The following is a 20981-nucleotide window of genomic DNA, read 5'->3' as shown; positions in this document are numbered from 1 at the left end:
GCGCCTCAGAGCTGGTTCGGCGGCACGACGCCGAACTTGGCCATGCGCCGATAGAGCGTCATCCGGCTGACGTTGAGGCTTCGGGCGGCATCGGCCACGCACCATTTGTGGCTGCGCAGGATCGCCTGGAGCCTTTCCGCTTCCGGGCAGGCCGCCGGGCAGGCGGGGGAGGTCGCGCCGGCGAAGCGCGGCATTGCGAGGGGCAGGTCGTCGCACCGGATCAGCCCGTCCTCGCAGCCTATCACCGCCGCGCGCACGACCGTCCGGAGCTGGCGGATGTTGCCCGGCCAGTCGTGGTCCAGCAGCAGGGACCGGGCCTCCGGCGTCAGGCGGGGCGTGGCGGCCAGACCCGCGGTCTCCAGTTCCAGGGCTCGGTCGATCAGCTCCGCCTTGTCGGTTCGGTCCCGGAGGGGCGGGAGGGTGATGCGCAGTCCGTTCAGCCGGTAGAAAAGGTCGGCCCGGAAGGCGCCGGAGGCGACCAGGGCCTCCAGGTCGTGATGGCTTGCGCAGATCACGTGGAGGTCCAGCGGAATCGCCCGGTCCCCTCCCAGCGGGATCACCTCCCGCTCCGCCAGGACGCGCAGCAGGCGCGTCTGGGCGGCGAGCGGCATGTCGCCGATCTCGTCCAGGAACAGGGTGCCGCCGTCGGCCTGGAGCAGCTTGCCGCGCATGCCGTCCCGCCGCGCCCCGGTGAAGGCGCCCTCGGCGTAGCCGAACAGCTCGCTCTCGATCAGGCTTTCCGGCAGTGCCGCGCAGTTGATCCCGACGAACGGCCGGGCGGCGCGGGCGCTGGCATCATGGATCGCGCGGGCGAACGCCTCCTTACCGGTGCCGGTCTCGCCGCCCATCAGGATCGGCAGGTCGCAGTCTACGAAGCGGCGGATGCGGCGGACATGGGCCTGCATCTGGGGGTCGCCTCCGGCCAGTTCGTCGAGCGGCAAGTGCCGGGTCGGGCGTGCCGGGGCCGAAGACCTGGCGGGAGCGCGGCGCGACGGCAGCCGCTGTGCCGCCAGGGGCGGCCGGAGGCTGATCGCCCAGCGCCGCTCCGTGCCCGACTGGCGGACCAGGGCGGTCCCCGCAGCCAGCCGGTCCAGCGACGTCTCGAGCACGGCGTCGAGCCGGACGCCGATCAGGTCCCTTCCGGCGAACAGCTTGCGCGCGCCGCCGTTGATGCCGACGACGGTGCCCGCAGGATCGACCGCGATCATGGCGTCCGTCTCGATCCCCGCCATTTCCGGCGAGCGGGCGAGGGCGAGCACGCAGTTCTCCCGCGTCCGGGCCAGGAACCAGGTGTCCTCGATCTGGCGCGCGGCGGACATGACGAAGCCGTGAACCAGCGACTGGAACTGTCCGCCCGCCGGCGCGGTCAGCGACGAGACGTCGAGGGCGGCCAGGAGTTCCCCGACCGGACCCAGGATCGGTGCCACGGAGCAGGTCAGCCCGGTGTGCCGGACCGCGAAATGGTCGAAGCGGTGGACCAGGACCGGCTGGCCTGACGCGAGGCAGGTGCCGACCCCGTTGGTGCCTTCGCAATCCTCCGCCCAGACGGCGCCGCGTTCCAGCCCGGCCCGTGCCATGCGTCCCTCGATCGGCAGGCTGCCGAACCGCTCGATCGTGACGCCGTCCCGATCCGCCAGCAGGACGACGTAGCCGGACGCCGCGAGTTGGGCATGGAGGCCGAGCAGGCTTTCCCGGGCGAAGCCCAGGAACTCCCCGACCGGCTCGACATGGTCGCGCAACTCGGGCGGGGTCAGGACATTGGGGGCGTTGACGGTGGCCGGGTCGAGCCGGTGCTTCAGCACGCAGCGCTTCCAGGAATCGGCGATGATGCCGTGGGGCGGCGGGCTGGTCGGCGCGGGGGCTCCGTCAACCCAAGCCATGATGCGGTCGATATGGTCGCTCGCGGTTGATCCGGGCGCGATCATCTTCCCCCCAATCCGTGACGCCGGTTTTCCGGCATTCTCGTCTTCGGGTCAGGCTACCTCAATAAATAAACTGGGGCTAGAGCACGAACGGAGTTTGGAGGCAATGCTCGTAAAAGTCCATTCTTCCGCACTGCAATATAAGACGTCTCTACTTGTGACGAATGCTATGTGACACGTGTAACGGTATGAGACGCCGAGCCCGCCTGGAACCTTGAGTTTTCCCGCCGGACATGATTGGCACGCCCATTGCTGATCCATTCCACGCATCAATCGATGTGACGGTCCGACGTCTCCTCCTCACGGTGCGGTGCAACCTGCGCCGCACCGATTTCCCGGATGAGGGCCGACCGCCCGAAAAAAGATACAGGGGAAACTGCCACGTGGATCATCAGGAGCCTGAAGTCGACACCGAGCGCCGGACCATCCTGAAGGCGGCGCTGTGCGCCGGAGTGGCGCTCCACCTGGCGCCGATTGGCGGATCGACGGACGCCATGGCCCAGGGGGACCCGCGCAAATCGAGGCCCCAGCCGGGAGACCGCCTGGTCTTCGCCTCAGGCGACCGCAAGGGCGAGCCGATCGGCGACAAGGACATCCAGCAGGGCCGGCAGCAGGTCATGGCCTATGGCCAGGACCCCGGGTCGGAGACGGTCCGCGACGGCTCCCGGCTCAACAAGGTGATGCTGATCCGGCTGGATCCCGCCGACCTGGACGAGGAGACACGGAAGCACGCCGCCGACGGCATCGTCGCCTTCTCCGCCGTCTGCAGCCATGCCGGCTGCGACGTCTCCGGCTGGCACGGGGAAGAGAAGATCCTTGAGTGCCCCTGCCACCATTCCAAGTTCGACCCGCGCGCCGGCGGCAAGGTGGTCGGCGGCCCCGCACCCCGCCGCCTGGCGCTGCTGCCGCTGGAGAACGGTCCCGAGGGGCTGGTCGTGGCGGCGGCTTTCATCGGCAAGGTGGGCGCCGCGACGTCGGCCTGAGGACAAGCGACGCCAAAGAAAAACAACCGCTGGGAGGAAAGCATGGACAAGAGGATGTTGGCGAGAGGCATCGCCGCGGTGGCGTTGATGGCGGCCCCGGTGACGGCGCCGGCCGCAGGGCCGCTGGACAGTTACGCCCCGGTCACCCAGGAGCGGCTGGAGAAGCCGGAGGATGCCAACTGGCTGCAGTACCGCCGGACCTACGACAGCTGGGGCTACAGCCCGCTCTCGCAGGTGAACGCCGGCAACGTCAAGGACATGGTGCCGGTCTGGAGCTTCTCGACCGGGGTGAACGAGGGCCACCAGTCGCCGCCGGTGGTCAACAACGGCGTGATGTTCATCACCACGCCCCAGGCGCAGGTGATCGCGCTGGACGCCAAGACCGGCGACCTGCTGTGGCGCTACAAGCGCGAACTGCCGGAGGACCTGACCCAGCTCCACCCGACCAACCGGGGCGTGGCGCTGCTGGGCGACAAGGTCTATGTCGGCACCGTGGACGCCTTCATCGTGGCGCTGGACGCCAAGACCGGCAAGGTGGTGTGGGAGCAGCCGGTCGAGGACTACCAGGCGGGCTACTACATCACCATGGCGCCGCTTGCCGCCAAGGGGAAGGTGATGGTCGGCATGTCCGGCGGCGAGTTCGGCATCCGGGGCTTCCTGGCGGCCTATGACGCGGAGACGGGCGAGCCCGCCTGGAAGACCAGTACCATCCCGGGACCGGGCGAGCCGGGACACGAGACATGGGCCGGCGAGACCTGGAAGACCGGCGGCGCCCCGGTCTGGATCACCGGCAGCTACGACCCGGCCACCGGCCTGTCCTATTGGGGGACCGGCAACGCGGCGCCCTGGATGGCCGACCAGCGGGCGGGCGACAACAAGTGGGCGAACTCCGTCGTCGCGATCGACGTGGAGACCGGCAAGATGAAGTCGGCGCACCAGTACCACTGGAACGAGGCGTGGGACTGGGACGAGGTGGCGGCCCCGATCCTGGTGGACGTCCAGCGCGATGGCCGGACCTACAAGAGCCTCGTCCATGCCGGCCGCAACGGATACCTCTGGACGCTGGAGCGGTCGGGGGACGAGATCAAGTTCATCGACGCCAAGCCCTTCGTCCGTCAGAACGTGTTCAAGAGCCTCGATCCCAAGACGGGGCGGCCGACCTATGACGAGACCAAGGTCCCGGGCACCGGCAAGCGGGCGGATTTCTGCCCGTCGCTGTGGGGCGGCAAGGACTGGCCGCCGGTCGCCTACAACCCGCAGACCCGGCTGATGTACATCCCGGCCAACGAGAACCTGTGCGGTTACCTGGAAGGCAGGCAGACCGAGTACGAGCCCGGCCAGCTCTATATCGGCGTCGCCATCTCCGACATCGGCATGACCGTCCATCCCGGAGCCGACCATATCGGCGAACTCCAGGCCTGGAACCTGGACACCGGGGAGAAGGTCTGGACCCAGAAGTTCGAGAAGTCCCAGAACTGGGGGCCGGTGCTGACGACCGGCGGCGGCCTGGTCTTCATGGGCGGCACCAACGACCGATACTTCCGGGCGTTCGACGCCAAGACCGGCGACAAGCTGTGGGAGACGCGGACCAACTCCGGCGTGACGGGCGTACCGGTATCCTACGAGGTGGACGGGGTCCAGTACGTCGCCGTCCAGTCCGGCTGGGGCGTCGATGCCCAGCGCAAGCAGGAGAAGCTGGCCCAGCTCGGCTACGCGACGCTGGACGTTCCCCAGGGCGGCGTCGTCTGGGTCTATGCGCTCCGCAAGTAGATCCGGAAGATGCTTCGGCTCAGATCGGTGCCGGGAGATCCGCCGTCGCGCTGGTCGGCCGAGATCGTGGCGGGCTGCGGGGAATTCCGCAGCCTGCTGCTCGGGACAGGGCGGGACCGCCGGTACATCATCGACTTCTGCGTCGTCGCGGACCGGCCGATGTTGTTGATCAGCCTGACGGACGGGACGCCGGAGGCCGCGGTCTATATCGATGCCGGCCGCGTGATCCTGGAGGACCGGTGCCGTCAGGCGGCGGTGGTGGAGGGCGGCTTGCTGCGGGCGGAAGGCGAATAGGGGTGCTTCGCCGCTTCGGAGGGGGCCTGTCCCGCAACAAGCGGCTTGACGTGGGCTGCGGATGTGCCAACCTTCGTGGCATCTGCAAACAACGGAAAGGAGGTGATCCAATGTCTCATGGAGCGAAGCCGGTCATTGCCGCGCTGTTCGGCATCTGGGCTCTTCTGACGGCTGGGGTCGCCAGTGCCTGCCCTTCGCACACGACCCACTCCGCTCAGGCTCCGGCCAGCGACTCCGTCGCCGACCAGGGCAAGAAAGTGCAGAGCGAGACACGCGGCTGACGACAGGCTGCACCATGGTAAGGAGCGGGCCGCCCCACGCCGGGGCGGCCCGTTTTCTTTATGGACCGCCCGCGTGCGTCGGGACCGTTTCTCCCCGACCTTCGTAAGGTGGAACTCCGACCTCAAGGCGGCGGTTCGCCCGCATCCGGGCTTCGGCCCGACACCAGCCTGATGACGGCGTTCCCGGCGCTCTTCATGGCGGACACGACCGGCCAGAAGCACCAGGCTTGCAGGAGGGTCGCGGCGGCACCGGTCAGGGCCGCGAGGATCATTCCGATGGTGGTGACGCCGGCCATTTCGCCCAGGGCGCCGTCCGAGATCCCGATGGCGGCGGCGAGCGCCAGGTAGCGGGGATAGCGGCTGAGGCACAGGGCCAGGACGAAGATGGCGGCCGCGGTCAAGGGGCTGGCCGCCGAGACGGCGAAGACGCCGATCAGCTCGATCAAGGGTGCCAGAGCGTCACGGTGGTCCATCATCCGTACCTCCCGGAACGGCATGATAAACCCTTGCGGGGCGGTGCTGGAAGAGGGTGGGGCGCCGTCGGCTCCGGAAGAGCGGCGGCGCCCCTTACTTTCGGATCACCAGGCCAGCAGGGTGAACGGCCGGACATGGGCCTGGGCCATGATCGGCAGCCCGACCAGGACCGCCGGCGCCGGGCCGAGGAAGGACACGCAGCGCAGGATGTCCCCTCGGTGCCCGTGCCGGCGGGGCGCTGTCCAACGGGCCGCACAGTCGGCTGAGCTCGTGCGGCGCAAACAGATCCGCAGGCACGGGCTTTCGGAAGCCCGGATTCAGTTGTCTGCCACCAGTTGTTGCTTGAACCTCTGCCAGTTTGCGACGTAGCGATCGGCGCCCTTGCGCATCTCGGCGATCTGCTCCTCGGTGAGTTGCCGAATCACCTTGCCGGGAGAACCGACCACCATCGAATTGTCAGGGATCTCCTTGCCTTCGGTGACGAGGCTGTTGGCTCCGATCAGGCAGTTCCTGCCGATCTTCGCGCCGTTCAGGACGATGCTGCCGATCCCGACCAGGGAACCGTCGCCGATCGTGCAGCCGTGCAGCATGACCATATGGCCGATCGTGACGTCCGAGCCGATGTCCATCGGGAAGCCGGGATCGGTGTGCAGCACGCAGCCGTCCTGGATGTTGGAGTTCTCGCCGATCGTGATCGGCTCGTTGTCGCCGCGGATCACCGCGTTCCACCAGACGCTGGCGTTGCGCTTCATGATCACGTTGCCGATGACGGTGGCGTTGGGCGCGATCCACCAGGCATCGCCTTCGGTCTGAACCCGGACATCCCCCAAAGCGTACTTCATGGTCTGGTCTCCCTTGCTGAGGCTGGCTATCCATTGACCCCTACGGCCTGGGAAAACAAGGTTCAGTCGGCATGATTGCAAATTTGGGCGGGTGGGGCGTGATGATGCGGGCGGCGGTCGTCCTGGCGGCCGCCGCGGGCATCGCCCTGTCGGACCATCTGGCCGACGCGGTCGGGGACGTGACCGATGCGGCGGTGGGCGCGAGGCACACCGACCTGTTCGTTTCCGGCGGGCTTACCCATCGCGCGGGCCGTGAGATCGTCGCCTTCATCGAGGCGCACCGCGGGGAGCCTGTCCGTTTGGTGCTGGACAGCCCAGGCGGCTACGCCGGTGCCGCCGATCGAGTGCGCGAAGCGGTGCGGGAGCATGGCGCGGTCGGGACGGTGGTCGCCGGCTATACCCAGTGCGCCTCGGCCTGCACCGCCATCTTCGCGGCGGGACGCAGCCGGGCGGCCGGCGAGAACGCCCGGTTCGTCTTCCACGCTCCCCGCTTGGCGATCGGACCGGTCTCCATGCCCGACCCGTTCGGCGGAGACCCGGCCCGGTATGCCGTGCCGGAAGACCCGGGCGGCCGCATCGGCGCGGCGCTCCAGGCTTTCCTGGAACGCGGGGATGCCATGGATGACGGAGAGGCTGGGGCGTCCGCCCTTGATCTGGCCCGGATCGTGCCGGGCTGGATCACCGAACTGCTGCCGTCCGACGCGGCGATCTGACCGGATTCTTCGGAAGGCACGTGTCTGCGTTGAACGGGTTTCGCTTGTGTTTGTTGAACCTGTGATCAATTCACAGGGGGAAAAATGTCGATCATCGCTTGGATCATTCTGGGACTCATCGCAGGCTGGATCGCCAGCAAGATCATGCACGGCTCCGGGTCCGGCCTCGTCACCAACCTGGTTCTCGGCATCGTCGGAGCCTTCGTCGGCGGCATCCTGTTCAGCGCGGTAGGCGGGACCGGGGTCACGGGCTTCAACATCTGGAGCCTGATCGTCGCCGTGGTCGGGGCCGTCGTCGTGCTCTGGATCTATAACGCCGTCGCGGGCCGGCGCAGGGTCTGAGGGGCAACGGAGGCGATCGGACCGCAGGCCGGGTCCTGTCCGAAAGGCGGGACCCGGCGCTCCCGGATGGCAACCTCGACTCCGATATACAACCTTTAGTTATAAGCCGTTGCGGCGTTCTGTCAGAATGCTTCCGGCGTATCGATGTTGCGTAGCAGCAAAAGATATCGCACGATGGAGGCAATGCAATTCTGCTGGAGCGGATCAAGCGATGGTTGCCACCAAGAATCCTCCAAGGCGGACCGGCAGTCAGACTGCCAGATCCGATGCCAAGCCTGCCACCCCGGCCCGGAAGACCGCCGTGCGATCCCGCGCGAAAAGTGCTGCGAACGCGCCCGACGTGGTGACGGACCCGGTGGAAACCGCTTCGCACACCGCGGCCGAGCCCGAAGCGGCGGTCGCCGAAGCCGCTCCGGTAGTGGAAGCGGCACCGGTCGAACCGGCTCCCGAGGCCGCCCCTCCCGCGACCGAGGCTGACGTTCCGGAACCCGGGACCGCCGCTTCCGAGGCCGAGGCGACGGCGGCGATGGCCAAGGAACTGGGCGTGAACCAGGACGTTGACAGGCTGGCGAGCCTCGCCGAGCAGGTCGTCCACGAAGCCGAGGCGATGGCAGGAGATGCCGCGCACAATTTCCAGGCCGCGATGAAGGCGGCGACCTCCGGCGGGGGCGTGGTGCCGACGCTCGGCGGCGTCAACGCCTATCTGCGCCAGTCGATGGAGATCAACGCCCGGTTCATGGAGGAGTTCTCCAAGGTGCGGTCGCCGGTTGATCTCGTGGCGCTCCAGATGCAGTTCCTGGAGGAGCACCGAGCCGCCATGCTGGACTTCGCCCGCCAATGGGTGCCGAAGACGCTCGACTCCTGAAACGTGCCTGCGACACCTGTCGCAAGCCTGTAGCAACAGGCGTCGCACCGGCGCCTGGGTTCCAGCCGAAAGCCCTTTCCGGCCAATAACTTGGCCCTATGGCACGGCGGTTGCTCTTCCCTCGCCATGGACCCGGTTCACAAGGGTCCGCACCCGAGGGAGGAGCAGACATGCAGCTCAATCGCGAAGAGCTACTCCAGAGCTATCGCAAGATGTGCACGATCCGCGAGTTCGAGGAGCGTGTGCATACCGAGTTTTCCGAAGGCGGCATCCCCGGCTTCGTCCATCTCTATGCCGGCGAGGAGGCTTCCGCCGTCGGCGTGTGCATGCACCTGGACGACCGCGACAACATCGCCAGCACTCACCGCGGCCACGGCCACTGCATCGCCAAGGGCTGCGACGTCGTCGCCATGATGAAGGAGATCTTCGGCCGGGGCGACGGGCTGTGCGGCGGCAAGGGCGGCTCCATGCATATCGCCGACCTGTCGCGCGGCATGATGGGCGCCAACGGCATCGTCGGCGGCGGCCCGCCGCTGGTCTGCGGCGCGGCCCTGACCGCGAAGACCCTGAAGACCGGCGGCGTCGCCGTGGCCTTCGTCGGCGACGGCGCGTCCAACCAGGGCACCACGCTGGAAAGCTACAACCTCGCCAAGGTCTGGAACCTGCCGGTCATCTTCGTGGTGGAGGACAACGGCTATGCCGAGGCGACCGCCAGCGTCTGGTCGGTGGCCGGCAGCCAGTCGAAGCGGGCGGCCGCTTTCGACATTCCCTCCTACGAACTGGATGGCAACGACTTCTTCGCGATCCACCAAGCCGCCGGCGAGGCGATCGGCCGGGCAAGGGACGGCGGCGGACCCAGCCTGCTGCATGTCAGGCTGACCCGCTATTACGGCCATTTCGAGGGCGACGCCATGACCTACCGCGCGCCCGGCGAGGTCGAGACGGCGCGGCGCGAGCGCGACCCGCTGAGGATCTTCCGCAAGCGCGTGACCGAGGCCGGGCTGCTGGAACCGACGCAGCTCGACGAGATCGAGGGCGAGGTGAAGTCCCTGATCGACCGGTCCGTGATGGAATCCAAGGCGGCCCCGCCGCCGGCGGCGGACCGGCTGCTGACCGACGTCTACGTCTCGTATTGAGGAGGCTGCCATCATGTCGAAGAAGTCATACCGCCAGGCCATCAACGAGGCGCTTGCCCAGGAGATGCGGCGCGACCCGACCGTCATCGTGATGGGAGAGGACAACGTGGGCGGCATGGGCGCTCCCGGCGAGGACGATGCCTGGGGCGGCGTGCTGGGCGTGACCAAGGGGCTGATGCCGGAGTTCGGACGCGACCGGGTGCTGGACACCCCGATCACCGAGAGCGCCTTCATCGGCGCCGCCGTGGGCGCCGCCGCGACCGGGCTGCGACCGGTGGCCGAGCTGATGTTCGTGGATTTCATGGGCGTCTGCTTCGACCAGATCTTCAACCAGGCGGCCAAGTTCCGCTACATGTTCGGCGGCAAGGCGGTCACGCCGGTCGTGATCCGGACCATGTACGGGGCCGGGTTCCGCGCCGCCAGCCAGCACAGCCAATGCCTTTATCCCGTCTTCACCCACATTCCGGGGCTGAAGGTCGTGGTGCCGTCTTCGGCCTACGAGGCGAAGGGGCTGCTGATCCAGTCGATCCGCGACAATGATCCGGTGATCTTCCTGGAGCACAAGGTCATGTACGACGAGATCGAGGAGGTGCCCGACGAGCCCTACACGATCCCGTTCGGCGAGGCGAACCTGACCCGCGAGGGAGACGACGTCACGATCGTCGCATTCGGCCGCATGGTCGGCTTCGCCAACAAGGCCGCCGACCTGCTGGAGAAGGAGGGCATCGCCTGCACGGTGATCGACCCGCGCACGACCTCCCCATTGGACGAGGACACCATCATCGAGGCGGTCGAGGATACCGGCCGCCTGGTGGTGGTGGACGAGGCCAGCCCGCGCTGCGGGATGGCGGCCGACGTCTCGGCGCTGGTCGCCCAGAACGCCTTCAAGGCGCTGAAGGCGCCGATCCGCATGGTGACCCCGCCGCACGTGCCGGTGCCCTTCGCGCCGGAACTGGAGGATGCCTACATCCCGTCGCCGGACCGGATCGCGGAGGCCGTCCGCCACGTCATGGCGTGACCGGAAGGTATGGAGCCGGCCGGCGGGATTCCGCGCCGGCCGGCGGTGTTTGCCTGCAATGAGGACTTCAGTCGATGACAAACGAGATCAAGGCCCTGGCCATGCCCAAATGGGGCCTGGCGATGACCGAGGGTGCCGTCACGGCGTGGCTGGCCGAGGAAGGCGCCACCGTCGGGGAGGGGGACGAGATCCTGGAGATCGAGACGACCAAGATCACCAACGTCTATGAATCCCCGATCGCCGGCACCCTGCGCCGCCGTACCGTCGAGGCCGGGCAGACGGTTCCGGTCGGAGCCCTGCTGGGGGTGGTCGCCGACCCGGCTGTGCCCGACGCCGACATCGATGCCTTCGTCGCGCGCTTCCAGGAGGAGTTCGCGGTGGAGGCCGCGGAAGCCGGCGAGGCGTCGGGGCCGGAGCCGCGGTTCGTCGAGGCCGGCGGGCGGCGGCTGCGGTACCTGATGATGGGCGAAGGTGCGGACGGGGCGGCGCCCCTGGTGCTGATCCACGGGTTCGGCGGCGACCTGAACAATTGGCAGTTCAACCAGCCGGCGCTGGCGGAGGACCGTCCCGTCTATGCGCTGGACCTGCCGGGGCACGGCGGGTCGGAGAAGAGCGGGGGCCGGGGCGGCGTGCCGGAACTGGCGGGCGTGGTGCGGGACTTCCTGAACGCGCTCGGCATCCAGCGGACGCACTTGGCCGGGCATTCCATGGGCGGCGCCGTGGCGCTGCACCTGGCGGCGGAGGAGCCTTCGCGGGTCGCCTCGGTCACCCTGGTCTGCTCCGCCGGCCTCGGCGAGGAGGTCAACCTGGACTATATCGAGGGCTTCATCGCCGCCGAGCGGCGAAAGGAGATGAAGTCGGTCCTCGAGATGCTGTTCGCCGACCCGTCGCTGGTCAGCCGCGACATGGTCGAGGAACTGCTGAAGTACAAGCGGCTGGACGGGGTCGGTGGCGCGCTCCGGTCGATCGCCGACGCGGCCTTCGCGGGCGGACGGCAGGCCCATGTCCTGGCCGGCAGGCTGGGGCAGGTGACGGCGCCGGTCCAGGCGGTGTGGGGAGCCGTGGACCGGATCATCCCGGCCCGGCACGCCGAGGCGGTCGGCGAGGCCCGGCGCCATGTCCTCGACGGGGCCGGTCACATGGTCCACATGGAGAAGGCCGGGGAGTTCAACCGGCTGATGTCCGACTTTATGACCACGGCGTAGCGGAGTCTGCCGATTCCGCTGGCGGCGGGCCGGTGCTACACTCGATTGATAACGGCGATCCAACGTCGGCATGATGGGAGGAAGGCAATGGTCCGTCTCCATGCGCCAGAGCGGGAGCACGTCGATCTCATACTGTCCAGCGTCACGGGAGCGGCGGCGGGTGCGAAGGTCGAGCCGCCCGACCTGATCCGGCGGTCCTGGGCGCGCTGCCTCAACAATCACCAGCTCGATCCGGCCCGGCCGGGGCGCCCGGTCGTCCTGACCCAGTCGGAGCTGGGCGGGTTCCGCGAGCCGATGGAGGAATTCATCGGCATCGCCACCGCCGAGCTGCGCCGCCTCTACGCGCAGGTCGCCGGGTCCGACTATGTCGTCATGCTGACCGATGCGAACGGCATCGCGGTCGATTACCTGGGCCATGCCAGCTTCGAGCAGGAGCTGAAGCAGGCCGGCCTCTATCTCGGCTCCATCTGGTCGGAGGCGCAGGAGGGCACCAACGGCGTCGGGACCTGCATCGCCACGCGCGAGCCGCTGACCGTCCACCGGCAGGAGCATTTCCGCACCCGGCACACCAGTCTCACCTGCACCGTGGCGCCGATCTTCGACCCCTCGGGCCAGATGCTGGGCGTGCTGGACGTCTCCAACATGACCGCCCCCGCGGACCGGCGCAGCCAGATGCTGGCGCTGGAACTGGTCAAGCGGTCCGCCCGGCTGATGGAGGACGGGTATTTCCTGGCGCGGTCGCGGCGGCACTGGGTGGTCGGACTCAGCGCCGGCCGCGAGCTGGCGGACCTGGTGATCGACGGGCTGCTGGCGGTGGACGGCGGGGGCACCATCCTGGGCGCCAACCAGACGGCGTTGCGGGCGGACTTCACGGGGGATGCCGAGCCGCTGCTGGGCAGGAGCGTCTACGAGTTGTTCGGCATCACCATGGAGGCGCTGATCGGGCGCCAGCGCACCGGCATTCCCCAGCCGCTGCGCTGTCTGGCGACCGGCGCCACCTGGTACGCGACGCTGCGCCCGCCGACCGGCCGCCTCCTGCGGGGATCGCCGGTGGGCGAGCGGCCGCGGCAGCAGGCTCCGGCCGGTCCGTCCAGGGGACGGGATCCGGGACCGCTCGACCTGGACCGGTTGGCCGGCAACGATCCGGGTATGGCGGGCAACGTCCAGCGCATCCGGCGGGTGCTGGACAAGGGGATCGGCATCATGATCCTTGGCGAGACCGGCACCGGAAAGGAGGCGGTCGCCCGGGCGATCCACCAGGCGAGCGCCCGCGCCGCCCGGCCGTTCGTCGGGATCAACTGCGCCGCGATCCCGGAAAGCCTGATCGAGAGCGAGCTGTTCGGCTATGTGGAGGGCGCCTTCACCGGCGCGCGGCGCGGCGGCGTGCGCGGCAAGGTCCAGCTGGCGGACGGCGGCACGCTGTTCCTGGACGAGATCGGCGACATGCCGCTTGGGGCTCAGACCCGGCTGCTGCGGGTGCTGGCCGAGCGGGAGATCCTGCCGCTGGGCCATGACCGGCCGATCTCGGTGGATCTCAGCGTCATCTGCGCGACCCACCAGGATCTGGAGCGGCTGGTCGCCGACGGGCGGTTCCGGGAGGACCTGTATTACAGGCTGAACGGGCTGTCGCTGACACTTCGGTCGCTGCGCGAGCGGTCCGACAAGGCCGACCTGATCCGCGCGCTGGCGGCGCCGGCCCGCATCGATCCGCCGGCGCTGTCGGCCCTGCTGGCCTGCCGGTGGCCGGGCAATATCCGCCAGCTCCAGAACGTGATGCGGGTGGCCTCCGCCCTGTCGGAGGGCGGGGTGATCCGGCTTGACGACCTTCCCGCGGAGGTGACCAGGCCCGCGGCGGCACCGACGCCGCCGGACCCGCTGCCGTCCGGCGAGGCCGGTATCCTGCTGTCGGTGCTGCGCCGGCACCAGTGGTGCGTGACCCGCGCCGCCGACGAGCTGCATATCAGCCGCTCGACCCTGCACCGGAAGATCAATCGCTACGGACTGGTCTCCCCGGCGCGGCTCGAGGGGTAGGGACCGGTGCGGAGGGGCGGCGTCCCTTATGCCACGTCGAACAGGCCGCCCTGCGGAGCCGCCGCGTCGTCGGAAGCGTTGGGGTCGCCGGGCGCGGTTTCCCAGCCCAGGCCGGGCAGGGCGATGATGCGGTTGCCGGCGCCGTCGTTCCGGCTGACCACGAAGCCGCGCTGGTCCATGTAGGTCAGCAGGCGGCGGGCGCGGCCGGGCGACCGGCTGCCGACCGCGCGGGCCAGTTCGGCGTCGGACGGGCAGGGGGCGCGCTCGATCGCGGCGCGGGCGATCAGCAGGAAGACGCCCTGGATGTCTTCCGGCAGGTCGGCGGCTATGGCGGACGCCTGCTCCCACTCGGGACCGTCGGCGGTCTGCTCGCCGACGCCGGCCCGGGCGGCGGACAGGCGCCGCTTGAAGGCGGCGAGGTCCAGGGGTGCGCCGGGGACCTTGTGGATCCGGCAGCGGACCAGGAAGTCCTGGTACAGCACCGCGACCGAGCGGAAGGCCGCTTCCGGGTCGGCCAGGATCTTGCGCAGGATGTCGTCCAGAACAGGCTCGCGGTCGATCTCCGGCCCCTGCTCCTCCGCCTCCTCGGGCGGCGGCGTCAGGACGGGCCGCGACTGGGCGAGCTGGAACAGGATGTCCATGTTGGGGGCGGCAGCCGGGGCCGGCCGGCGGGTGACCGGGCGGGGTGGCGGCTCGGGCTCCCCGGGCTGGAGGATCAGGTCCCGGGCATCCTCCGGCGCGGTCGAGGGCAGCGGCGTCAGCTTGGGGCTGCCGGTCCTTCCGGTGGTCTCGACCGTGCCGATCCGGAGCGGCAGCGGGCGCCGGGACAGGGCCGGCCCCAGGGCTATGAAATGGCCCCGCTCCAGGTCGCGGAACATCTCGGCCTGCCGGCGCTCCATGCCGAGCAGGTCGGCGGCGCGGGCCATGTCGATGTCCAGGAAGGTGCGGCCCATCAGGAAGTTGGAGGCTTCCGCCGCGACGTTCTTGGCAAGCTTCGCCAGCCGCTGGGTCGCGATGACTCCGGCCAGCCCGCGCTTGCGACCGCGGCACATCAGGTTGGTCATGGCGCCCAGCGACACCTTGCGCGCCTCGTCCGCGACTTCGCCGGCGGCGGCGGGGGCGAACATCTGGGCCTCGTCCACCACGACCAGCATCGGGTACCAGAAATCCCGGTCGGCATCGAACAGCCCGCCCAGGAACGCCGCGGCGTGGCGCATCTGAAGCTCGACGTCGAGACCTTCCAGGTTGACCACGACCGACACGCGATGCTCGCGCACCCGCGCCGCGATCCGCTGGAGCTGCCCTTCGGAATGGGCCGAGGCGTCGACCACCACATGGCCGAACCGCTCGGCCAGGGTCACGAAATCCCCTTCGGGGTCGAGGATCGCCTGCTGGACCCAGGCGGCGCTCTGTTCGACCAGGCGGCGCAGGAGGTGCGACTTGCCGGACCCGGAGTTGCCCTGGACCAGCAGCCTGGTCGCCAGCAGTTCCTCCAGATTCAGCGTCGCCGGCGAGCCTCCCTGCGTCGAACCCATGTCGATGCTGACATTCATTAAACCCGAACCTCTCCGCTACGCTGCGTCACCCGCCAGCCCTCCTATAGCGTAGAATCCCGCCGGCGCAAAACGGTGCGCGGCTTTCGGGGGCGCAAGTAAATTCGTAAACAAACTTAAAGCATGATCGGAGCCAAGGCCGCCGGTGCGGCATTTTAATACGTCTCCAGGATGCCGCTGCCTTCGGAAAGGCAGCGCTGTATAGTGTAGGGATATTGTTCTTCGGGGCCAACGATGGCGAGCGACCATACCATTGATGCTGATCTGGTTGCTGAACTACTGCCCTTCTTTATCGACGACGTCATCGAAAGGTTGGGCACCGTCGAGGAGATGGTGGTCCGTTTCTCCAGGGAGACGGAGGTAAAGCCGGACTCGTTCGAACTGTTGCGGCATGTCCACAGCATCAAGGGTGCCGCCGCCAGCTTCGGCTTTCCTACCATCGCACTGATCGCCCACCACCTCGAAGACTACATCATCGCGACCGGCAATTTCCGGGAGTCGGCGGTCGAGGGCATCCTGGAGCATGTCCAGGCGATCGCGCGCATCGTCGAGTCCCGGCGCGATCCCGGGAGCGATGAGGGACGGCGGGTCCTGAAGTCGCTGCCGGACTTCCATCCCTCGCCGGCGCTGCGCCGCACGGCCGCCCAGAAGACCGTCCTGTTCATCGGCCCGCGCAACATCCAGCTCCGCCTGATGGAACCGGAGATCAGGGCGACCGGCTTCCGCCTGGTGGCGCTGTCCAATTCGTTCCAGGGCATCGAAAGCGCCATCCGGACCCGTCCCGACCTGATCCTGATCAGCAACATCATCGATATCCTGGACGGCGTCGACGTCGCCCGCATGATCCGCGTCTGCGAGATGACCCAGTCGATCCCCCTGATCGTGGTCGCTTCCAAGCTGGACGCCGAACCGGTCGGCGCCCGGTTGAGGCGCCAGGGCGGCGGCATCCTGGTGGTCCGCAAGGGGGAGGATTTCGCGGCCGATTTCGCCAAGGCCCTCGTGGCGCTCGACGTGGTCTGACTGTAAGTTCGTCCCGACCAGACCGGCTTACAGACCGCATTCCAGGGGAAACGCATGACCGACCGCTTGATCGTCGAACGGCAGGGACCGATCGGCTGGATCACCTTTTCGAATCCGGAACGCCACAACGCCCTGAAGGTCGAGATGTGGCAGGCCCTGCCGGACGCGCTGGCCCGGTTCGAGGCCGACGACGAGGTCAAGGTGATCGTGCTGCGCGGTGCGGGCGAGAAGGCCTTCATCTCCGGCGCCGACATCTCCGAGTTCGAGGAGATGCGCTCCTCGGAAGAGGCCGTGCTGGCTTACGAGGATCTGGCCGAGGGGGCGATGCGGGCGCTCCAGACGGTGGCGAAGCCGACCATCGCCATGATCCGGGGCTATTGCATCGGCGGCGGCCTGGGGGTGGCGATCAGCTGCGATCTCCGCATCGCGGCGGAAGGCTCGACCTTCTCCATTCCGGCCGGGCGGCTGGGGCTGGGCTACCGGTTCAGCGGGGTCAAGCGCCTGCACGACCTGGTCGGCCCGGCCTTCGCGAAGGAGATCTTCTTCACCGCCCGGCGCTTTCCGGCGGAGGAGGCGATGCGGATCGGCCTGATCAACCGGATGGTTCCGGCCGGGGAGTTGGACGGCGTCATTGCGGAGACCTGCGCCACCATCGCCGACAATGCGCCGCTCACCGTGCGCTCGGTCAAGCTGATGGTCGAGGAACTGGGAAAGCCCGAGGGGGAGCCCGACCACGGGATGTGCGAGCGGCTGGTGCGCGGCTGCTTCGCCAGCGAGGACTATGTCGAGGGCAGGCGCGCCTTCATGGAGAAGCGCAAGCCGGTGTTCCGCGGCCGGTAGAAGCCGCGGTACGCCGCCCGGCCGTTACGGCTGGGCAAGGCTGCCGAGGCAGCGGCCGAGGCTCCTCAGGTCGGACATGAACCCCTGGGCGAAGCCGGACAGGGACGCGTCGGGAGCCGCGCGGCCACCCGCCCCTTCGGCGCAGACGTCGCGGGGGGAGGCGGGTTCCTGGGCGACCTGCCGGCGCGGAGCCGGTTCGGACGGCTGGGGCTGCGGCGCCAGCCGGACGGGGGGCGCCACGACGGGGCGCTCGTCGATGGGGGCCGGCGCTGCGGACACCGCAGGCCGTTGCGGCGCCTGCTGCTGGGATGCCGCGCTCCGGGGCTGCGAGGGCTGCTGCGGATTCCGATCGGCCGGCTGCTCCCATTCGGGCGGAAGCGCGACCGCCGCGGGCGGCGGCGCGGGCTCGGCCGGCAGCCTTTCGGGTTCCGGCAACTGGATCGCCCGCGCCGCCGGCGGAGACGGCAGCCCGGCGGTCAGAGCCGATCGTCCGTCGCCGTCGAGCAGCTCGGCCGTGGTGCGGGGAGCCGCCGGCCACAGGGCGTTGGTCACGAAACCGGCGCCGAACGCCAGCAGGACCAGCAGCCCGGCGAAAGCCCACCGCAATCCCCGCCGGCCGGTACGCGCCGGTTCGGGGTCGGATTCGAGCAGATGCAGCGGGACGGGCCGGGAAGCGGGCCGCGCGGCAGCTTCCTCCGTCACCGGCCGGCTGCGGCGCCGCAGCTCGGCCGGGCGCGATGCCATAGCTGGCGGGGCCGCATTCCTGACCCGCGGCCGGGGCTCCGCGGGCGAAGCGGGCCGGGCGGCTGCGGGAGCGGGCGGCGGGATATCGGGAGGGGCTTCCGGGACGGGATCGGGCTCTGGCGCGGCCTGCCCGATGCTCCAGCGGGCGCTCGCGACCTGGCGGGCGGCACCCGCCAGGGCCGGCCGGTCGAACAGCCGGTCCAGCGCCGGGCTTCCGGTCAGCAGGACCTGCATGTAGAGGCCGTCGTCGGTGTCGCTCCCGGACAGTTCGAACAGGTCGGCTATCGTGCCGGCATCGAGCAGATGGGCATCGAGGACGACCAGCAGGCCGGAACCGGCGGCTTCGAGCCCGCGCTCCAGCGCGAGGGCCAGCCGTTCCAGGTCGTCGGAACCCCCGGCTCCCAGGTCGGCGGATACCTGTACGAGCAGGTCCTCCACGGTGGCGCCGCGGCGGGCGGTCGCCACCAGTCCCAGTCCGCAGGACGAGTCCATGTGGCCGGCCATGCGGCGCCCCAGGGTCCTGCCGGCATCCGGATGACCGTCGGACAGGACCATGACGCGCCGGCCCGCCATCACCGCCATCAGGACGGCATTGAACGCCGCTTCCCGTTCCTTGAGCGGATCGGGAGCGGGTTCCGGAGTCGGGGCGACGTTCTGGGGAATGATTCGTATGCCGCTCGTCATCGCTCGCTCGCCAGGGAGCGCTTCGGGTCGTGGGCTCGTCATCCGGCTTTATTACCCACCCGTCCGCCCGAACGGAATGACAAGGCCGTATTACCGCTATGGATCGGGTTAGCGGATGCCGGGCGACGGAAGGTTGAGCCGGTCGCGCGCCTCTGCGACGGAGCGGTCGCCCCGCAGGTCGAAGACCTGGAGGATCAGGTCGCTGACGTCGCGTTCCTCCGTGTCGGCGCACTCGGCGAAGACGCGGGCCAGCACCTCGATCTGGAAATCGCGGCGCCGGCTGGCCAGCATCGTCCGCGGCCAGCGCCGCGCGACGCCCAGGGCGATGCGGAACGGCTCCATCAGCCAGGCCTTCATGCCGGCTTGGTCGAACGCGGCCCTCAGTCCCGCGGGACGCTCGTCCATCACCATGACGGCAGCGGCCTCGCGCGTGACGCCGCAGCGGACGGCCATCCCGGTGATGAAGGCTTCCAGGTCGCCGGCGCACAACATGCGGAACAGCAGGTCGGTGGTCAGCTGGCGCTGCCAGTGCATCTGCTCAAGGAAACCCCGGAGATGCGCGCCGTCGGCCAGCATGGGCCGGATCATCATCATCATGGCTGCTTCCCGGCCGCGGGTGATGCAACGCTCGAGCACCATGTCGGGAATCTTGTGGCGCTTGGCGAGATCGCGCATCACGGCGGCCGAGACCCGGCCCAGAAGCTTCCAGGCGACGGGCGCCGGCAGCATCGGATGCTGGGCGACCATCGTCGCCACCGACTGGTGGTCGCCGTGCCGGTCCACGATGCGGCCGAACCCCTCCGGCGCGATCTCGGCGCCCGAATTGGCCAGTAGGCACGACACGACCGCCACGTCGCCGGCGTCGATCAGGGCGTCGGAGACCACGGTGGAGACGCGCGGGCGTCCGGCGATCGCCTCCATCTTCCGCTGGTCGCCCTTGCCGATCAGGGTGGTCAGGAACGCGTCCTCGAAACCGGCATGGTGGCTCAGCACCGGCGCCGCCACTTCCGCCACGTCCTCCGCCAGGCGGATCGCCAGGGATTCCGGCAGGCGGTCGTTGTTGCGGAACTGCCAGGCGACCGCTTGACGGACGGCGATCTCGGCATCCCGGGCGAAGTGCATCAGGATCTCGGTCGCCATCTCGGCGGCCGATCCGGAAAGCCCGCCCTGGCGGATATGTTCGGCCACCTTGCCGGCGGTATCGATGCGGTTGGCGACCGAGGGCTGATCCATCAGACGCGCGACGTCGGCCAACGACAGGTTGGTGGGCGGCGTGGAGGGCATGGCTGAATGCACGGTCGGTCCTTCGTCTGCTACTTTGGCGTCGAACCATAAGGATGACGATCCATAGTTGACGAAGGGTTGTCCGAGCGGGCACGGGTCTGTGACAAATATGGGTCCCGGGCTGCGCGCCCGAGGCCGACTTAAGTCAGCAGGTCGATGAACATCCGGGCCGACGTGATGCCCAGGAACAGGGCGAAGACGGCGCGGAGCGCGCGGGTCGGGATGGCGTGGGCCAGCCGGGCGCCCCAGGGAGCCGCGAGCATGGTGGCGGGGGCGAGGATCGCGAAGGCGACGAGGTTGACGTTGCCGAGCGAGAAGGGCGGCAGTTCCTCGTTCCCCCAGCCGCCGATGATCGCGCCGATCGTGCCGGGGAAGGCGATGATCAGGCCAATCGCGGAGGCGGTGCCGACGGCCCGGCGGATCGGGTAGCTGCATAGCACCAGGGTGGGCACCGTCAGGGTGCCGCCGCCGATCCCCATCATGGTGGAGATCAGGCCGATCAGGGTCCCGATACCGAAGCGGGGAATGCCGCCGGGCAGGTGGTCGGACAGCCGCAGGCTCTCCGGCGCGAAGGCCATGTGGAGCGCGACCACCGCGGCCGTCACGGCGAACACCGCGATCAGGACCTCGCCTTCGACCAGCCCGATCAGCACGGCGCCGATCAAGACGCCGAACGCGATCGCGGGTCCCCAGCTCTTCAGCAGGGCGACGTCGACGGCGTCCTTCCGGAGGTGGGCGCGCATCGACATGATGGATGTCGGGATGATGGTGGAGAGCGACGTGCCGACCGCCAGCTGCATCGCCACGTCGCTGTCGATGTCGAGCAGGTCCAGAAGATGGTAGAGCACGGGAACGATGATGATGCCGCCGCCGACGCCCAGCAGGCCGGCTAGGATCCCGCCGAACAGCCCGACGCCCAGCAGGACGGCAGCCATGACGGCGAGTTGGGTAAGCTCCGGGGTCACTTCGAGTCCATTACG

At 69.1% G+C, this 20981-nt stretch carries 20 protein-coding genes; 13 read left to right on the top strand and 7 right to left on the bottom strand.

Going from position 1 to position 20981, the window contains the following annotated elements; genetic code table 11:
• Positions 1-5: 5 nt before the first annotated feature.
• Positions 6-1925 carry a sigma-54-dependent Fis family transcriptional regulator gene (locus IGS68_RS14205; protein WP_201069933.1) on the bottom strand — a complete coding sequence of 640 codons (1920 nt, stop codon included), beginning with the start codon at positions 1923-1925 and terminating at the stop codon, positions 6-8.
• Between the two features lie 380 nt (positions 1926-2305).
• On the opposite strand from IGS68_RS14205, the gene IGS68_RS14200 reads away from it, so the two are divergent.
• From IGS68_RS14200 to IGS68_RS14185, 4 genes are all read left to right on the top strand, one after another.
• Complete coding sequence (locus tag IGS68_RS14200; protein WP_201069930.1) at positions 2306-2905, top strand: QcrA and Rieske domain-containing protein; 600 nt, start codon at positions 2306-2308, stop codon at positions 2903-2905.
• A gap of 42 nt (positions 2906-2947) precedes the next feature.
• Entirely contained in the window at positions 2948-4675 is a 1728-nt protein-coding gene (locus IGS68_RS14195; protein ID WP_201069927.1) for a methanol/ethanol family PQQ-dependent dehydrogenase, read from the top strand.
• Between the two features lie 9 nt (positions 4676-4684).
• Entirely contained in the window at positions 4685-4969 is a 285-nt protein-coding gene (locus IGS68_RS14190; RefSeq protein WP_201069924.1) for a hypothetical protein, read from the top strand.
• 110 nt (positions 4970-5079) lie between these two features.
• The gene (locus tag IGS68_RS14185) at positions 5080-5250 is read left to right on the top strand and encodes a hypothetical protein (protein WP_201069921.1); all 171 of its coding nucleotides are present in this window, start codon (positions 5080-5082) and stop codon (positions 5248-5250) included.
• 122 nt (positions 5251-5372) lie between these two features.
• Here the strand turns inward: IGS68_RS14185 and IGS68_RS14180 are convergent, their stop codons facing one another.
• On the bottom strand, positions 5373-5726 hold the full coding sequence (locus tag IGS68_RS14180; RefSeq protein ID WP_201069918.1) for a hypothetical protein: 354 nt from the start codon (positions 5724-5726) through the stop codon (positions 5373-5375).
• Positions 5727-6041: 315 nt separating this feature from the next.
• Positions 6042-6566 (bottom strand): gamma carbonic anhydrase family protein, encoded by a 525-nt coding sequence (locus IGS68_RS14175; RefSeq protein WP_201069915.1) that lies wholly within the window; start codon positions 6564-6566, stop codon positions 6042-6044.
• A gap of 71 nt (positions 6567-6637) precedes the next feature.
• On the opposite strand from IGS68_RS14175, the gene IGS68_RS14170 reads away from it, so the two are divergent.
• From IGS68_RS14170 to IGS68_RS14140, 7 genes are all read left to right on the top strand, one after another.
• A complete protein-coding gene (locus tag IGS68_RS14170) occupies positions 6638-7279 on the top strand; it encodes an ATP-dependent Clp protease proteolytic subunit (protein WP_201069913.1) in 642 nt (213 codons plus the stop codon).
• Between the two features lie 84 nt (positions 7280-7363).
• Positions 7364-7621, top strand: coding sequence for a GlsB/YeaQ/YmgE family stress response membrane protein (locus IGS68_RS14165; RefSeq protein ID WP_201069911.1), 258 nt, complete (start codon positions 7364-7366; stop codon positions 7619-7621).
• 301 nt (positions 7622-7922) lie between these two features.
• Positions 7923-8486: a hypothetical protein gene (locus IGS68_RS14160; protein ID WP_201069908.1), complete on the top strand. Its 564-nt coding sequence runs from the start codon at positions 7923-7925 to the stop codon at positions 8484-8486.
• A gap of 170 nt (positions 8487-8656) precedes the next feature.
• On the top strand, positions 8657-9622 hold the full coding sequence (locus IGS68_RS14155; protein ID WP_201069905.1) for a thiamine pyrophosphate-dependent dehydrogenase E1 component subunit alpha: 966 nt from the start codon (positions 8657-8659) through the stop codon (positions 9620-9622).
• 13 nt (positions 9623-9635) lie between these two features.
• The gene (locus IGS68_RS14150) at positions 9636-10640 is read left to right on the top strand and encodes an alpha-ketoacid dehydrogenase subunit beta (RefSeq protein ID WP_201069902.1); all 1005 of its coding nucleotides are present in this window, start codon (positions 9636-9638) and stop codon (positions 10638-10640) included.
• Positions 10641-10714: 74 nt separating this feature from the next.
• A complete protein-coding gene (locus IGS68_RS14145) occupies positions 10715-11845 on the top strand; it encodes an acetoin dehydrogenase dihydrolipoyllysine-residue acetyltransferase subunit (RefSeq protein ID WP_201069899.1) in 1131 nt (376 codons plus the stop codon).
• Positions 11846-11932: 87 nt separating this feature from the next.
• Positions 11933-13876, top strand: a complete 1944-nt coding sequence (locus IGS68_RS14140) for a sigma-54-dependent Fis family transcriptional regulator (protein WP_201069896.1) — start codon at positions 11933-11935, stop codon at positions 13874-13876.
• A 26-nt stretch (positions 13877-13902) separates the two neighbouring features.
• Here the strand turns inward: IGS68_RS14140 and IGS68_RS14135 are convergent, their stop codons facing one another.
• The gene (locus IGS68_RS14135) at positions 13903-15429 is read right to left on the bottom strand and encodes a helicase HerA domain-containing protein (RefSeq protein WP_201069893.1); all 1527 of its coding nucleotides are present in this window, start codon (positions 15427-15429) and stop codon (positions 13903-13905) included.
• A 234-nt stretch (positions 15430-15663) separates the two neighbouring features.
• On the opposite strand from IGS68_RS14135, the gene IGS68_RS14130 reads away from it, so the two are divergent.
• On the top strand, positions 15664-16449 hold the full coding sequence (locus tag IGS68_RS14130) for an Hpt domain-containing protein (RefSeq protein WP_201069891.1): 786 nt from the start codon (positions 15664-15666) through the stop codon (positions 16447-16449).
• A gap of 54 nt (positions 16450-16503) precedes the next feature.
• Positions 16504-17289, top strand: a complete 786-nt coding sequence (locus tag IGS68_RS14125) for an enoyl-CoA hydratase (protein WP_201069888.1) — start codon at positions 16504-16506, stop codon at positions 17287-17289.
• A gap of 24 nt (positions 17290-17313) precedes the next feature.
• Here IGS68_RS14125 and IGS68_RS14120 read toward each other — a convergent pair whose 3' ends face one another.
• The 3 genes from IGS68_RS14120 to IGS68_RS14110 form a co-directional block, all read right to left on the bottom strand.
• Positions 17314-18717: an ATP-binding protein gene (locus IGS68_RS14120; protein ID WP_201069885.1), complete on the bottom strand. Its 1404-nt coding sequence runs from the start codon at positions 18715-18717 to the stop codon at positions 17314-17316.
• A gap of 108 nt (positions 18718-18825) precedes the next feature.
• Positions 18826-20013, bottom strand: coding sequence for a DUF2336 domain-containing protein (locus IGS68_RS14115; RefSeq protein ID WP_201069882.1), 1188 nt, complete (start codon positions 20011-20013; stop codon positions 18826-18828).
• A gap of 128 nt (positions 20014-20141) precedes the next feature.
• Positions 20142-20966 carry a sulfite exporter TauE/SafE family protein gene (locus IGS68_RS14110; protein WP_247880835.1) on the bottom strand — a complete coding sequence of 275 codons (825 nt, stop codon included), beginning with the start codon at positions 20964-20966 and terminating at the stop codon, positions 20142-20144.
• Positions 20967-20981: the final 15 nt, after the last annotated feature.

Source organism: Skermanella sp. TT6 (assembly GCF_016653635.2).
GTDB lineage: Bacteria > Pseudomonadota > Alphaproteobacteria > Azospirillales > Azospirillaceae > Skermanella > Skermanella cutis.
The sequence above is the reverse complement of the archived record's forward strand: the minus strand, read 5'-3'. Positions and strand labels throughout refer to the sequence as shown.